Origin of the sequence: Blautia sp. MSJ-19 (assembly GCF_018918125.1) — a bacterium.
Classification (GTDB): domain Bacteria; phylum Bacillota; class Clostridia; order Lachnospirales; family Lachnospiraceae; genus Blautia_A.
Map to the genome: position 1 here is coordinate 81915 of NZ_JAHLQA010000007.1, position 14004 is coordinate 95918.

Consider the following 14004-nt stretch of genomic DNA (forward strand, 5'->3'; position numbering starts at 1 on the left):
AAGGACGCGCCAGACAAATAGCAGCTTCCAGTTTGAGAATGATGTAAATATGTATGGTACTCAAGCCGCGGAAGAAGCTATAGCCTATGACCCGTGGTTTGAGAATGATGTAAATATGTATGGTACTCAAGCAGCATACGGTTGAGCGCATGAGGAACATTGAGTTTGAGAATGATGTAAATATGTATGGTACTCAAGCCAGTATCTACCCCGGACTATATGCCGCCTGTTTGAGAATGATGTAAATATGTATGGTACTCAAGCTTGAAGCTGATTGACCCTAAACAGCCGGGAGTTTGAGAATGATGTAAATATGTATGGTACTCAAGCTATGTTGGATTTGAGGGCGAAATCTGGCAGGTTTGAGAATGATGTAAATATGTATGGTACTCAAGCGAAACGAAAAATGAGAACAGAGGACCAGGTGTTTGAGAATGATGTAAATATGTATGGTACTCAAGCAATATCCGGGTCAAGTTCAAAATACGCTTTGTTTGAGAATGATGTAAATATGTATGGTACTCAAGCTGTGGAAGGACAGCACCGCGTTCTTTGTCGTTTGAGAATGATGAAAAAGTGGTATATAAGCTAGCGAACCCGGGGCATTAGCCTCGGGTCGTTTTCTTTAGTATAGAATTAAATAATGAAAAGAATGTGATCGTGGTCACGGTCGCAGCAATAATATCACTCACCGGCTCGGCAAGGAAAACCGCAAATACTTTATCTGCGAAGAAGTGAGGCAGAATAAAGATCAGTGGAATCAGAAAGATAATCTTTCTGAGACATGCAAGCAGCAGACTTACCTTTGCCTGTCCAAGTGCCATGAAACTCTGCTGGCAGCTGATCTGGAAGCCAACCGAGAAGATTCCGGTCATATAGATACGAAGTGCCCATGCAGAATATGTAACGAGTTCTTTATCACTGGTAAAGATTGTTGCAAATGCCTGTGGTACAAGCATGACGATAATCCAGAACAGAGTTGTGTAGATGATGCAGGCACAAAATTGAGTGAAAAAAGCTTTTTTTACTCGTTCAGGTTTATCAGCACCATAATTATAACTGATGATTGGCTGACCACCCTGACAGATACCCTGAAGTGGCATGGTTACAAGCTGACTGACACTGGTGATGATCGTCATGGCACCGACAGCTACGTCACCACCATATCTGGAAAGGCTGCTTGTGAAGCTGATAGAGAGCAGACTTTCTGTTGACAGCATGACAAAAGTAGAGATCCCAAGGGTAAGGCATGGACCGAATACTTTGGCGTTCAGATGCATGTTACATTTCTTAAGGTGCAGGATTGTTTTATTTCCTGTCAGGAAACGCAGAATCCAGATTGCACCGACTGCCTGGCTGAGAACAGTAGCAAGTGCTGCGCCCCTTACTCCCATGCCAAAAGCAAAAATAAAAATCGGGTCAAGGATGATATTGATCACAGCACCTATAACAGTGGTCAGCATGCTGATCTTGGCAAATCCCTGCGTAGTGATGAAAGGATTCATGCCAAGCACGATCAGTACAAAGAAGCTTCCTAATATATAGATTTTTGCGTAAGCAGAAGCATAGGATAAAGTAGCACTGCTGGCGCCGAAAAGCTTCAGTAAAGTTGGTGCACTCACATAAAATCCGATGGTTAGTATAACTGCAAGTCCGACCAATAAAGTAAAACAGTTTCCAACGATCCTTTCTGCAAGATCATTGTCTTTCTTTCCCATGGCGATGGCTGCTCTTGGGGCACCGCCGGAGCCGACAAGCATGGCAAAAGCATTTAGCAGCATCAGAATCGGTGTAAAGAGTCCGACGCCTGTCAGAGCAGCGGCACCGATTCCTGGAATGTGTCCGATATAAATCCTGTCTACGATATTGTAGAGTAAGTTGATGACCTGAGCGACAACTGCGGGGATTGCCAGCTGCGCAAGAAGCTTTGGAATGCTTCCGGTCTCCATACGGTTTGTATTGCCTGATTGATTCATGATGATCGTCTCCTGAAAATGATATAGAAATGATTATATATGAAAAATGAACAACTTGCAATGGACAGCCGGCGGACTTTGAGGGAAGTAGATCACCGGAGGATCAAGTAAATTTGAAATGTTGAATGACCATGAGAGTGGTAAGTCACCAGGGGGGCCACCGAAATTGGAATGTGAAATGACCGGGAGAGTGGTAAGTTACCAGGGGGGCCACCGAAATTGGAATGCGAAATGACCGGGAGAAGAGTAAGTCACCAGGAAGTCCACAGAAATTGTAAAATCGAGTGACTTGAAGCAAAGAAAGTACTATGAGAGCCAACGAGATAAGAAAAATCGGATGACTTGCAGAAAAATATGTGCTATAGAAGTCAATAAAATAGGAAAAATCGGATGACCATGGAAATGGAAAGTTACGACAAGGTCAATGAATGCAAAAAAATAGGTGGTTTGAAGTAAGTTTGCTTGAATCTGAGCCATCAGGGTGTCCAAAAGAAAATGACCCAGATTACAGCAACTTATTTGAAAATCAATCAAATTAAGAAAATAATTCTGTCTGTAAAAAGATGTCCAAGGAATGAGGAGCCAGAAATACAACTCACTTCTCAAGCTCTCTGAACTTTCGTGCCGGGCGGTACACCATCAGTGCGATAAAGATCAGCACTGCCGTAGTCGCGAGGCTTACCGGATATACCAGCATGAGGCTTGCGAAGTTCCTGTGATGTGGGAATACGGTGAAGACCCAGGCGAGTCTTGTTCCGCAGACACCGATGGTTGTCAGGATTGCAGGGACAAAGGAGATTCCGAAGCCTCGGAGGTAGCCGGACATCACTTCGTAGAGCATGCTGAAGGTATATGCTGAAAAGATGATCAGCAGTCGCGTATAGCCGATTTCAATAACCTGCGGGTCGCTGTTAAAGAGTGAGAGCAGGAACTTACCACTGGCAAGGATCAGCAGGATGGAGCTGGCAGAGGCGATCAGGTCCTCAACCAGAGAGAGCGCAAAGACTTTTTTGCAGCGGCTGATCTGCTTTGCCCCATAATTTTGTCCGACAAAGGTGGTACATGCCTGACTGAAAGAGTTGAGCACATAATAAGCAAGGATCTCAATATTATAAGCAGCACTGGAAGCAGCGATAACAACCGTTCCAAGACTGTTGATCGCAGACTGGATCACCACATTTGCAATATTGAATACGGCACTCTGGATTCCGGCAGGAAGCCCGATCCGGAGGATCTTGAGCAGGCAGTCCTTATGGATCCGGAGTTCACTGAGCTGAACCCGGATCCATTTCTGTGTACGGGTCAGGCGAACAAGCAGGATCAGAGAACTGGTCAGGTTGGAGACCACAGTCGCAATCGCAACACCGTTTACGCTCATCTTAAAAACAATGACAAAGAGCAGGTTCAGAAGTACATTCAGAACGCCTGCAAAAGCCAGCGCCTGCAGAGGAACCTTTGTGTCTCCGGTACTTCGGAAAATAGCCGCTTCAAAGTTATACAGGAAGATAACCGGCAGTCCGATAAGGTAGATCCGGATATACAGAAGCGCATAAGGAAAAACATCCTCAGGAACATTCAGCATATTCAGAATATTTCCAATAAATAATTCCCCCAGGAGAGTGACAAGCAATCCTCCGATCAGAGCTGCAAGGACAGAAGTATGTACGGCCTGTTCTACGGCTTTTTTGTCTTTGCGTCCGATAGCATTGGCAATAATGACATTTGTTCCAAGAGAAATACCGATAAACAGGTTCAGGATCACGCCGATTACAGGACTGTTCGCCCCAACAGCGGCGATAGCAACAGTACGGTCGGTACTTGCAAAATTTCCGACGATCGCAAGATCAGAAGCATTAAATAACTGTTCCAGGATCCCGGTTGCAGCTACAGGAAGTGCATACAGCGGCAGTTTGTTCCAGATAGGGCCGTGTAAAATATCCAGTTTTTGAGTTTTGTTTTTTGATTCCATGGTAAATACCTCATTAGAAATAATAAGAAGTCTTTTTTTATCCGATTGTATTATACGTTCGAAACAAAATAATATCAAATACCTATTGACTATGATAAAATATAGATAAAAGGCATGACAGAAAGTAAAATCGAGTTTTGGGTGAAGATGCTGTCAAAGCTGGAGCAACGTGGTATAATAAAAGGATTATACGCATAAACAGATTGTCGAAATACAGGGGAAGGTAAAGGTACAAAATGCCAGAGGCAATGAAAAAGAATAATGAAAATATAAGCAGGCAGGCGTCTATTGTAAATGCACTGGGGAAAGATTACGTGAACATTTGTCTGCTGAATGTGGAGACAGAGACGGTGATTCTGGTCAAAGCATTTGACAGGACATTGGAAGAGCTGGGAAATCACAAAAATCCTGAGATGCCTTACTATGAGATGTGCGAAAGATTTATTCGGGATTTTGCAACATCCTTATGGGATTTCGAATGGTTGATTCCATTGTTGGTCCTGAGAAGCGCAAGAAGAGGGTTCTGGAAAAAACACTGAGTAAAGTATTATGAAACTGTCAGAATAAGAAAAAGGAGACATCGCCTATGAAAGAATTACTTTACGGAGCAGCCTATTACGATGAGTACATGCCATACGACCGTCTGGAGAAAGACGTTGCCATGATGAAAAAAGCCGGAATTAATACCGTCCGGATCGCAGAATCCACATGGAGCACCTGTGAGCCGCAGGAGGGAGTTTTTGATTTTTCTCATGTGATCCGTGTGATGGATGCGATGGAGGAAGCCGGGATCAACGTGATTATCGGAACTCCGACCTATGCAGTGCCGACCTGGATGGTAAAGGCATATCCGGATGTTCTGGCGGAAACGGTCAAAGGCAGAGGTATTTATGGCGCGAGACAGATCATGGACATCACACATCCGGTCTACCGTTATCATGCGGAAAAAGTCATCCGTAAGCTGATGGAAGTTTCCGCGCACCGTAAATGTGTGATTGGATTCCAACTTGATAATGAGACAAAATATTATGGGACAGCGAGCAAAAATGTCCAACTTGGTTTTGTGAAATATCTCCGCGGGAAATTCAATAATGATCTGGATGCACTGAACCATGAATTCGGGCTGGATTACTGGAGCAACCGTATCAATGCCTGGGAGGATTTCCCGGATGTGCGTGGTACGATCAACGGAAGCCTTGGAGCGGAGTTTGAGAAATATCAGAGAAGTCTGGTGGAGGAATTCCTTGGCTGGCAGGCAGATATCGTATCGGAATATAAGAGAGACGATCAGTTTATCACCCACAATCTGGATTTTGAGTGGAGAGGATATTCCTATGGCGTGCAGCCGGATGTGGATCATTTCAAATGTGCGAAACATCTGACTATGGCAGGCGTGGATATTTATCATCCGACACAGGATCATCTGACAGGTGCAGAGATTGCATTCGGTGGTGACCTGATCCGCTGTCTCAAAAATGACAACTATCTGGTCCTGGAAACAGAAGCGCAGGGCTATCCGGGCTGGACACCGTATGACGGGCAGCTTCGTCTGCAGGCATACAGCCATCTGGCATCCGGCGCGCTTGGTGTGATGTACTGGCACTGGCATTCGATCCATAATTCTTTTGAGACATACTGGAGAGGGCTTCTGAGTCATGATATGGAAGAAAATGCCGTATACCGTGAGGCTTGTATCATAGGCAATGAGTTTAAAAAACTTTCCCCTGTTTTATCAGGACTTAAGAAAAATAACAAAGTCGCGATCATGGTGAGTAACGAAGCTCTGACCGCGCTCAAATGGTTTGGGATTGAAGCGACTGCCGCAGGAAATGATGGAATCGGCTATAACGATGTCGTCCGCTGGATTTATGATGCACTTTACAAAGTAAATATTGAGTGCGACATTATCTGGGAGGAGAGTGAGGATATCGAGAAATACCAGGCGATCATCCTTCCGGCTATGTACACGGCAGATGAAAAAATCCTCACACGTCTGAAAGCGTACACCGCACAGGGCGGAACGCTGATCACGACATTCAAGACAGCATTTGCCAATGAGAATGTGAAAGTGTATTCTGACAGACAGCCACATATTCTGAGCGAAGTTTTTGGCATGTACTATCAGCAGTTCACGTTCCCGGAGAATGTTACTCTGACAGGTTTTGATGATGGTGAACCGGAGGCAGAGACATTTATGGAACTTCTGATCCCGGATGGAGCAGAAGTCATTTCTGTGTATCAGCATCCAAACTGGAAAAAATATGCCGCAGTCACACATCATCCATATGAGAAAGGTGAGGCGTGGTATATCGGCTGCATGTTTGAAGAACGTTACCTGCAGCAGTTACTGATGAAAATTTTGACAAAATCCGGTATAAATCCTGTGACATCAGAAACATTTCCTGTGATCGTGCGTGAGGGGATTAATGAAAAGGGCGAAAAGATTTGTTTTTATTTGAATTATTCCTGGGAAGAACGGAAAATTTCTGTGAAGGAGGGATTTGAGACAGTTCTTGGACAGGCGGATGAGCTGGAAAAAGAAGTCATTTTGAAACCGTGGAATGTATGTATCCTGAAAATAAAGTGATTGGGTCAGGGGGACGATGTTTCCGGCCTTTTGAGTGTCTCGCTGGTTCCCGATAGAGAAAATAATAATATATTACATGATAGAGGTTTTGTTCTGTTTTTAGACAAAACCTCTATTTTGTTTAATGACAGTAAAAAGACGAGTATGATATAATACTAACAAAAAGATTGTGAGGTAGACAAAATTATTTGAATAATTTGTACAAATGCATTGAGGTTTCTGTATATATGTGTTAAAATTTGACTATGCGTAAAAGAAAAAACAGGGAATTATTAGTAAAAATTATTGATAAAAAGGAGAACGATATTGAAGCAATGGTCAGAGATCATGCGTAATGTCACGATGTTGTCACAGCTGGGACTGTCGTTTATCACACCGCTTCTTTTGTGTCTGGCACTCTGCTGGTTCATTATTTCAAAAACCGGTGTGGGTGGCTGGATTTATATTCCGGGATTTTTCTTTGGAATGGGTGGTTCGGCAACAGTGGCATACAAGTTTTATCTGTCTGTCAACAAACAGCAAAAGAAAAAGCATAAAAAAGATAAAATATATTTTAACAGACATTCATAAACATCAACATGAAGGACAGAATAATGGAAAGGAAGTAACTGTTTAGCGACAATTTCATAATAATGCAGAACAGTTACGAAAGGAATAGAATTATGAGCAGTATACTGGATAATGTGCAGCCGGCGGTAAAGAAGGAGACAAAAAGAGTAGTTAAGATCACTGCAGTTGGACTGATTCTGATGTGGATTCTTTTTGTAGTACTTCATTTTGCAATGCCGGATAAAGTGCCGTTAGACTATACCGTGTTTTTAGGAGGCATCGGAGGCGGAGCGATCGCGGTTCTGAATTTCTTTCTGATGGGTCTGGCAGTACAGAAAGCAGCGTCAGCATCAGATGAAGGAACTGCAAGAATGAAGCTCAAAGCCAGTTATTCACAGCGTTTCATGATGATGATTCTGTGGGTGATCGTGGCAATCGTAGCACCGTGCTTCCATTTTGTTGCGGGAATTGCTCCACTTTTATTTCCGGGAACGGGAATTAAATTAGTGGGGATATTTCATAATAAAAACTAGGAGGGGAAAATCTGAAAAAGACGGGAGGTGAGTGAAGGTATGGAACTGGACATTAGTGGGGCAAGGATATTTTTTACTTTACCCATTGACCTGCCGGTTCTGGGACAGTTAAAGATCAGTGAGACTATGGTGGTGAGCTGGATTGTCATGATTCTGATCACAGGTTTATGTATCTGGCTGACACATGATCTCAAGGAAGAAAATATTTCCAAACGGCAGGCAGTAGCAGAACTTCTGGTAGAGCAGGCAAACAAATTCGTTGTCGGCAATATGGGCGAGAAATTCAGATACATGATCCCGTTTGTTGCAGCACTTTTTGCAACGAGTGTGGTATCAAACCTGATCAGCCTTGTCGGACTTCGAAGCCCGACATCAGATCTGTCTACTGAGGCAGCGTGGGCGGTTGTGGTATTTATCATGATCACTGCGCAAAAGATCAAGACCAGTGGATTCGGTGGATACTTAAAGGGATTTACACAGCCGATTCCGGTCATGACACCGTTTAATATTCTTTCCGAGCTGGCAACACCGGTAAGTATGGCGTGCCGTCATTTCGGAAATATTCTTTCCGGTGTCGTTATCAATGGTCTGATCTATGGGGCACTGGCAGTGGCAAGTTCCGCACTCCTGGGACTGATCCCGGGACTTGTAGGTGATGTATTGTCACAGATACCTATTCTTGATGTAGGTGTACCGGCTATTTTATCTGTATATTTCGACTGGTTCTCAGGAATTATGCAGGCATTTATTTTCTGTATGCTGACAGTTATGTACATTGCAAACGCAGCAGAGGAATAAGAGAGTGAGGATGTTTGAGGCTACTGTACACAGGGAGTATCCCGCGAGGTGTTTTGCCATGAATATGGCAAAATCCCGAGACATACGGGGCAAAATGCCATCACCGAAGGTGATATGGAATGCATTTTGACTAAACTGCTGTGAACGAAGTGAGCAGTAGCTTTGGGAGCGTTCAGAAGAAAAGGGATAATAATTTTATTACAGGAGGTTTTTACTATGGATTTTCAGTTATTAGCAAAAGGTATCGCATTAGCAGGTTGTGCAATTGGAGCAGGATGTGCGCTGATCGCAGGTATCGGCCCTGGTATTGGTGAAGGTAACGCAGTAGCAAGTGCTCTGGAAGCAATCGGACGTCAGCCGGAATGCAAAGGTGATGTTACATCTACCATGCTTCTTGGTTGTGCTATCGCAGAGACAACCGGTATTTATGGTTTCGTAACCGGTCTGCTCCTTATTTTCGTAGCACCTGGCATGTTCATGAACTTCCTGGGATGATCGGAAACATAAAATAGGAGGTTACAAAAATATGCAGGTACAGGAATTAGTAGGAATTGTGCCGTGGAATTTTGTAGCGACGATCTGCAACCTTTTTATTCAGGTGTATCTCATTAAGCGTTTTCTTTTTAAGCCGATCAACGAGATGCTGGACAAGCGCAAAGCCAAAGCTGACGCAGAGATCCAGGATGCAGTGAAGGCGAAAGAAGAAGCTCAGGCTATGAAAGCCGAGTACGAAAAGAATATGCAGGAAGCCAGGGACAAGGCAAATGACATTGTCAAGACCGCTCAGAAAACAGCGGCTGTCCAGAGTGAAGAGATGCTCAGGGAAGCTTCCAGTCAGGTAACTGCCATGAAAGAAAAGGCGGAGAAAGACATTGCGCAGGAGAGACGTAAAGCAGTCAACGAGATCAAGGGTGAGATCGGAGGCATGGCTGTTGAGATCGCCGGCAAGGTAATCGAGCGCGAAATTAACGAAGAGGATCACACGAAACTGATTAATGATTTTATTGAGAATGTAGGTGAGGCATCATGACACAGGCTGCCAAAGTCTATGGCGGCAGTCTGTACGATCTTGCTGCCGAAGAAAAGCTCGATGGACAGATCATGGAGCAGATGAATGAAATCAGACAGATTTTTCGGGAGAATCCAGGATATCTGAAATTACTGGGAGAACCGGCAATCCCGCAGGAAGAGAGAATGAAACTTCTCGATGAAGCCTTCGGCGGACAGGTAGAGCCGTATCTTCTTAATTTTCTTAAACTTTTATGTGAGAAGAAGATCCTGAGAGAGTTTTCGGGATGCTGTGAGGAATTTACCCGCAGGTATAATGTCGACCATGGCATTGTAGAAGCGGTAGTTACCAGTGCAGTCAAACTCAAAGAAGAACAGATGGAAGCTCTGCGCGCCAAACTGGAGAAGACAAGCGGCAAGAAGATCCATCTCACACAGAAGACAGACCCGACCGTTCTTGCAGGACTCCGCGTGGAGATGGAAGGCATACAGCTTGACGGAACGGTACAGGGACGTATTTCGGATATCACGAAGAAGCTGAATGAAGTAGTTGTTTGATGAAAAGTAAAATTTAGTAACTATTCAGCAGGTAGTATTCCGCGAGGTGTTTTGGCATGATTTTTGCCAAAATCCCGAGACATACAAGGCAAAATGCCATCACCGAAGGTGATTTGGAATGCATTTTGACTTGTAACTGTGAAGGTACTGAACAGTTACAAAAGCTATAAAATGTTAAAGGATGGAATGGACACATGCAATTAAAACCTGAGGAAATATCCAAAGTCATCCGAAGCCAGATAAAATATTACGAAAATGCGATCCAGCAGAATGAGACAGGAACGATCCTTATGGTCGGTGATGGAATTGCCCGTGCCAGCGGACTCGTAAACTGTATGGCGGGTGAACTGCTGGAATTTGAAGACGGAAATTTCGGAATGGCGCAGAACCTGGAAGAAAACAGTGTTTCTATCGTAATATTTGGCTCCGATGAAAATATTGGTGAAGGTCAGACCGTAAAGCGTACAGGCAAGGTCGTGTCTGTACCGGTAGGCGAAGCCATGATCGGACGAGTAGTCAATGCTCTTGGCCAGCCGATCGACGGCGCAGGCCCGATCGACACAAAAGAATTCCGCCCGGTAGAGACCAAGGCACCTGGAATCTGTGAGAGACGTTCTGTATATCAGCCTCTGCAGACTGGTATCAAGGCAATCGACTCCATGATTCCGATCGGCCGTGGACAGCGTGAGCTGATCATCGGCGACCGTCAGACAGGAAAGACAACTATCGCAACAGATACGATCATCAACCAGAAGGGCAAAGATGTTCTCTGTATCTACGTTGCGATCGGACAGAAACGTTCAACAGTAGCATCTCTGGTAGAGAATCTTACCAGAAACGGTGCTATGGATTATACGATCGTAGTTGCTGCTACGGCATCTGAATCAAGCCCGATGCAGTACATTGCACCATATGCAGGCTGTGCAATGGGTGAATACTTTATGAACCAGGGCAAAGACGTGCTCATCATTTATGATGACTTAAGTAAGCATGCGGTTGCTTACCGTGCACTTTCCCTTCTGATCCGTCGTCCGCCTGGACGTGAGGCATATCCTGGAGATGTTTTTTATCTGCATTCCAGACTGCTTGAGCGTGCAGCAAAACTTGACGACGAGCATGGCGGCGGTTCCCTTACTGCACTGCCGATCATCGAGACACAGGCAGGTGACGTATCTGCCTATATTCCGACAAACGTAATTTCCATTACAGACGGACAGATCTTCCTGGAAACAGAGCTTTTCCATTCTGGTATCATGCCGGCGGTAAACCCTGGTATTTCCGTATCACGAGTTGGTGGAGATGCACAGATCAAAGCTATGAAGAAAGTAGCAGGTACTCTGAAACTGATCTACTCTCAGTATCGTGAGCTTCAGAGTTTCGCACAGTTTGGTTCTGATCTGGATGCGGACACCAAGGCGCGTCTGGAACAGGGGGCACGTATTGTAGAAGTTCTGAAACAGAGCCAGAATGCTCCGGTACCGGTAGAGAAACAGGTAGCGATCCTGTATGCCGTAACCAAGGGCATCCTCGAAAAAGTCAAAGTTGAAGATGTAAGCGAATATGAATCAGGACTGTACACCTACCTTGATGCAGATGCAGCCGGCCTTGAAGTGATGCAGCTGATCAGCAGCACAGGCAAACTTGAGCCGGAAACCGAAGAAAAACTGCGTCAGGTACTGGAAGCGTATACAGAGAATTTCCTGAATACAAGACCTGACAAATAAAGTGATTAGGAGGGTATGATCATATGGCTGGAAATATGAAAGCGGTAAAGCTGCGTATCAAAAGCGTACAGAGTACGATGCAGATTACCAAGGCCATGGAGCTTGTTGCATCCTCCAAACTGCGTAAGGCAAAGGAACGCGCAGAAACCTGCCGTCCTTATTTCACAGAACTGCATGAGACACTGAAAGACATTGCCAGAGAAAACATTGATTTTTCTTCTGTGTATGCCAGAGAGTCATCCAATCCACGATACTGTTATGTGGTGATTGCAGGTGACAGAGGACTGGCAGGGGGATATAATGCCAATCTTTTTAAATGTCTGGAAGCGGCAGCAGAAGGTAAGGATTATATGGTTCTGCCGATTGGAAAAAAAGCAGTCGAGTATTTCAGACAGAGAGGCATTGAATGCCTGACAGATAAGTTTGCAGAGATTGCAGGTGTTTCTGTTGCAGACTGTTTTGAGATCGCAAATCTGCTTTGTGAAGAATTCCGTAAAGGAACTTTTGGCCATATTGAATTATGTTATACCGTTTTTGCATCTATGCTTTCCCAGCAGCCGGAGGTATTTTCCATACTTCCTATGACTGATATCCGAGAAGAAAGCGGCGGCAAGGTAGATACGAAGAATCTCATCCTCTACGAGCCGAATGCAGAAGTTGTGTTTGATGCCATTGTTCCGGAATATCTGGCGGGACTGGTTTATGGTGGTGTATGTGAGAGTACAGCCAGTGAACTTGCAGCCAGACGTATGGCTATGGATGCTGCGACAAGTAATGCAGAAGAGATGATCGATAAGCTGAATCTGTATTACAACAGAGCACGACAGGCCAGCATCACGCAGGAGATCACGGAGATTGTTGCAGGTGCGGAAGGGCTTTAAAATATCATAGGAGACTTAAAACATGAGTGAAAAACACATTGGCGAAGTAGTACAGGTCATCGGTCCGGTTCTGGATATCCGCTTTGCGCACGATGAACTCCCGGCTCTTCTCAATGCCATAGAAATAGAATCAAACGGCGCAAAGCTGACAGCCGAGGTAGCGCAGCAGATTGGTGACGATGTCGTGAGATGTATCGCCATGAACTCTACCGACGGTCTTGTCCGGGGCACAAAGGCAGTAGATACCGGCGGCCCGATCACAGTTCCGGTAGGAGATGCCTGCCTGGGACGAGTATTTAATCTTCTTGGAGATCCGGTAGATAACCAGCCGGCTCCGGAAGCACAGGAACGCTGGTCTATCCATCGTCCTGCTCCTTCTTATGAGGAGCAGATGCCGGCCACAGAGATCCTGGAGACTGGTATCAAGGTCGTAGACCTGATTTGCCCGTATGCAAAGGGTGGTAAGATCGGTCTGTTCGGTGGTGCCGGTGTAGGAAAAACAGTCCTTATCATGGAGCTGATCCACAACGTAGCTACTGCTCACGGCGGTCTGTCTGTATTTACAGGTGTTGGAGAGCGTACCCGTGAGGGAAATGACCTTTACAATGAAATGAAAGAAAGTGGAGTTATCGACAAGACTGCCCTGGTTTATGGTCAGATGAATGAGCCACCGGGAGCACGTATGCGTGTCGGACTTTCCGGACTTACCATGGCGGAGTATTTCCGTGATGAGAAGAACCAGGATGTGCTTCTTTTCATTGACAATATCTTCCGTTTCACACAGGCTGGTTCTGAGGTATCCGCGCTTCTTGGACGTATGCCGTCCGCAGTAGGATATCAGCCGACACTGGCAACTGAAATGGGTAACTTACAGGAGAGGATCACTTCTACACGTAAGGGGTCCATCACATCTGTACAGGCCGTTTATGTGCCTGCCGATGACCTTACAGACCCTGCTCCGGCAACAACTTTCTCACATCTGGATGCTACGACCGTACTTTCCCGTGAGATCTCCAGCCAGGGTATTTACCCGGCAGTAGATCCGCTGGATTCCACAAGTCGTATCCTTTCACCTGAGATCGTTGGCAAAGAGCATTATGAGATCGCGAGATCTGTACAGCGTGTGCTTCAGCGTTACAAAGAACTTCAGGATATCATCGCCATCATGGGTATGGATGAACTTTCTGAAGAAGATAAGCGTACAGTAAGCCGTGCACGTAAAGTGCAGAGATACCTGTCCCAGAGTTTCTCAGTAGCAGAGCAGTTCACAGGTATGCCTGGTAAATATGTTCCTCTCAAAGAAACTTTAAGAGGATTCAAGATGATTCTCAATGGCGAATGCGATGACATTCCGGAGAGCTATTTCCTGTTTGCCGGTACCATTGATGAAGTATTCGAAAAAGCTAAGAAGCAGTAAAGGA

Annotated in this window: 13 protein-coding genes and 1 CRISPR repeat array (1 of these 14 cut by a window edge); of the genes, 11 read left to right on the plus strand and 2 right to left on the minus strand. The window is 45.1% G+C overall.

Annotated elements, in window-relative coordinates; genetic code table 11:
* A CRISPR array of direct repeats spans nt 1-528; the repeat unit is 36 nt; unit sequence GTTTGAGAATGATGTAAATATGTATGGTACTCAAGC; it begins 299 nt to the left of the window's first position.
* A gap of 77 nt (nt 529-605) precedes the next feature.
* Entirely contained in the window at nt 606-1976 is a 1371-nt protein-coding gene (locus tag KQI91_RS03520) for an MATE family efflux transporter (RefSeq protein ID WP_216391500.1), read from the minus strand.
* 595 nt (nt 1977-2571) lie between these two features.
* On the minus strand, nt 2572-3945 hold the full coding sequence (locus KQI91_RS03525) for an MATE family efflux transporter (RefSeq protein ID WP_216391501.1): 1374 nt from the start codon (nt 3943-3945) through the stop codon (nt 2572-2574).
* A gap of 236 nt (nt 3946-4181) precedes the next feature.
* Between KQI91_RS03525 and KQI91_RS03530 the strand changes: the two genes are divergently transcribed.
* From KQI91_RS03530 to atpD, 11 genes are all read left to right on the plus strand, one after another.
* Nucleotides 4182-4484 carry a hypothetical protein gene (locus tag KQI91_RS03530; RefSeq protein ID WP_216391502.1) on the plus strand — a complete coding sequence of 101 codons (303 nt, stop codon included), beginning with the start codon at nt 4182-4184 and terminating at the stop codon, nt 4482-4484.
* A 47-nt stretch (nt 4485-4531) separates the two neighbouring features.
* Nucleotides 4532-6532: a beta-galactosidase gene (locus KQI91_RS03535; protein ID WP_216391503.1), complete on the plus strand. Its 2001-nt coding sequence runs from the start codon at nt 4532-4534 to the stop codon at nt 6530-6532.
* Between the two features lie 306 nt (nt 6533-6838).
* Nucleotides 6839-7102, plus strand: a complete 264-nt coding sequence (locus KQI91_RS03540) for an AtpZ/AtpI family protein (RefSeq protein ID WP_216391504.1) — start codon at nt 6839-6841, stop codon at nt 7100-7102.
* Between the two features lie 92 nt (nt 7103-7194).
* Nucleotides 7195-7614, plus strand: a complete 420-nt coding sequence (locus tag KQI91_RS03545) for a hypothetical protein (protein ID WP_216391505.1) — start codon at nt 7195-7197, stop codon at nt 7612-7614.
* 39 nt (nt 7615-7653) lie between these two features.
* Nucleotides 7654-8412 carry a F0F1 ATP synthase subunit A gene (locus tag KQI91_RS03550; protein WP_216391506.1) on the plus strand — a complete coding sequence of 253 codons (759 nt, stop codon included), beginning with the start codon at nt 7654-7656 and terminating at the stop codon, nt 8410-8412.
* A gap of 216 nt (nt 8413-8628) precedes the next feature.
* A complete protein-coding gene (atpE, locus tag KQI91_RS03555; protein WP_005428180.1) occupies nt 8629-8907 on the plus strand; it encodes an ATP synthase F0 subunit C in 279 nt (92 codons plus the stop codon).
* A 31-nt stretch (nt 8908-8938) separates the two neighbouring features.
* Nucleotides 8939-9442 carry a F0F1 ATP synthase subunit B gene (atpF, locus tag KQI91_RS03560; protein ID WP_216391507.1) on the plus strand — a complete coding sequence of 168 codons (504 nt, stop codon included), beginning with the start codon at nt 8939-8941 and terminating at the stop codon, nt 9440-9442.
* The gene (gene atpH, locus KQI91_RS03565; RefSeq protein WP_118699480.1) at nt 9439-9978 is read left to right on the plus strand and encodes an ATP synthase F1 subunit delta; all 540 of its coding nucleotides are present in this window, start codon (nt 9439-9441) and stop codon (nt 9976-9978) included. The genes atpF and atpH overlap by 4 nt, the downstream gene beginning before the upstream one ends.
* Before the next feature lie 194 nt (nt 9979-10172).
* Nucleotides 10173-11702 carry a F0F1 ATP synthase subunit alpha gene (gene atpA, locus KQI91_RS03570; protein ID WP_216391508.1) on the plus strand — a complete coding sequence of 510 codons (1530 nt, stop codon included), beginning with the start codon at nt 10173-10175 and terminating at the stop codon, nt 11700-11702.
* Nucleotides 11703-11725: 23 nt separating this feature from the next.
* Nucleotides 11726-12583: an ATP synthase F1 subunit gamma gene (gene atpG / locus KQI91_RS03575; RefSeq protein ID WP_216391509.1), complete on the plus strand. Its 858-nt coding sequence runs from the start codon at nt 11726-11728 to the stop codon at nt 12581-12583.
* Between the two features lie 22 nt (nt 12584-12605).
* A complete protein-coding gene (atpD, locus tag KQI91_RS03580) occupies nt 12606-14000 on the plus strand; it encodes a F0F1 ATP synthase subunit beta (RefSeq protein ID WP_022213587.1) in 1395 nt (464 codons plus the stop codon).
* Nucleotides 14001-14004: the final 4 nt, after the last annotated feature.

Coding starts and splice junctions, on each gene's coding strand:
- KQI91_RS03545 (WP_216391505.1), top strand. CDS start 7,195: ATGAGCAGTATACTGGATAATGTGCAGCCGGCGGTAAAGAAGGAGACA.
- atpD (WP_022213587.1), top strand. CDS start 12,606: ATGAGTGAAAAACACATTGGCGAAGTAGTACAGGTCATCGGTCCGGTT.
- KQI91_RS03530 (WP_216391502.1), top strand. CDS start 4,182: ATGCCAGAGGCAATGAAAAAGAATAATGAAAATATAAGCAGGCAGGCG.
- KQI91_RS03550 (WP_216391506.1), top strand. CDS start 7,654: ATGGAACTGGACATTAGTGGGGCAAGGATATTTTTTACTTTACCCATT.
- atpH (WP_118699480.1), top strand. CDS start 9,439: ATGACACAGGCTGCCAAAGTCTATGGCGGCAGTCTGTACGATCTTGCT.
- atpA (WP_216391508.1), top strand. CDS start 10,173: ATGCAATTAAAACCTGAGGAAATATCCAAAGTCATCCGAAGCCAGATA.
- atpE (WP_005428180.1), top strand. CDS start 8,629: ATGGATTTTCAGTTATTAGCAAAAGGTATCGCATTAGCAGGTTGTGCA.
- KQI91_RS03535 (WP_216391503.1), top strand. CDS start 4,532: ATGAAAGAATTACTTTACGGAGCAGCCTATTACGATGAGTACATGCCA.
- atpF (WP_216391507.1), top strand. CDS start 8,939: ATGCAGGTACAGGAATTAGTAGGAATTGTGCCGTGGAATTTTGTAGCG.
- KQI91_RS03525 (WP_216391501.1), bottom strand. CDS start 3,945: ATGGAATCAAAAAACAAAACTCAAAAACTGGATATTTTACACGGCCCT.
- KQI91_RS03520 (WP_216391500.1), bottom strand. CDS start 1,976: ATGAATCAATCAGGCAATACAAACCGTATGGAGACCGGAAGCATTCCA.
- atpG (WP_216391509.1), top strand. CDS start 11,726: ATGGCTGGAAATATGAAAGCGGTAAAGCTGCGTATCAAAAGCGTACAG.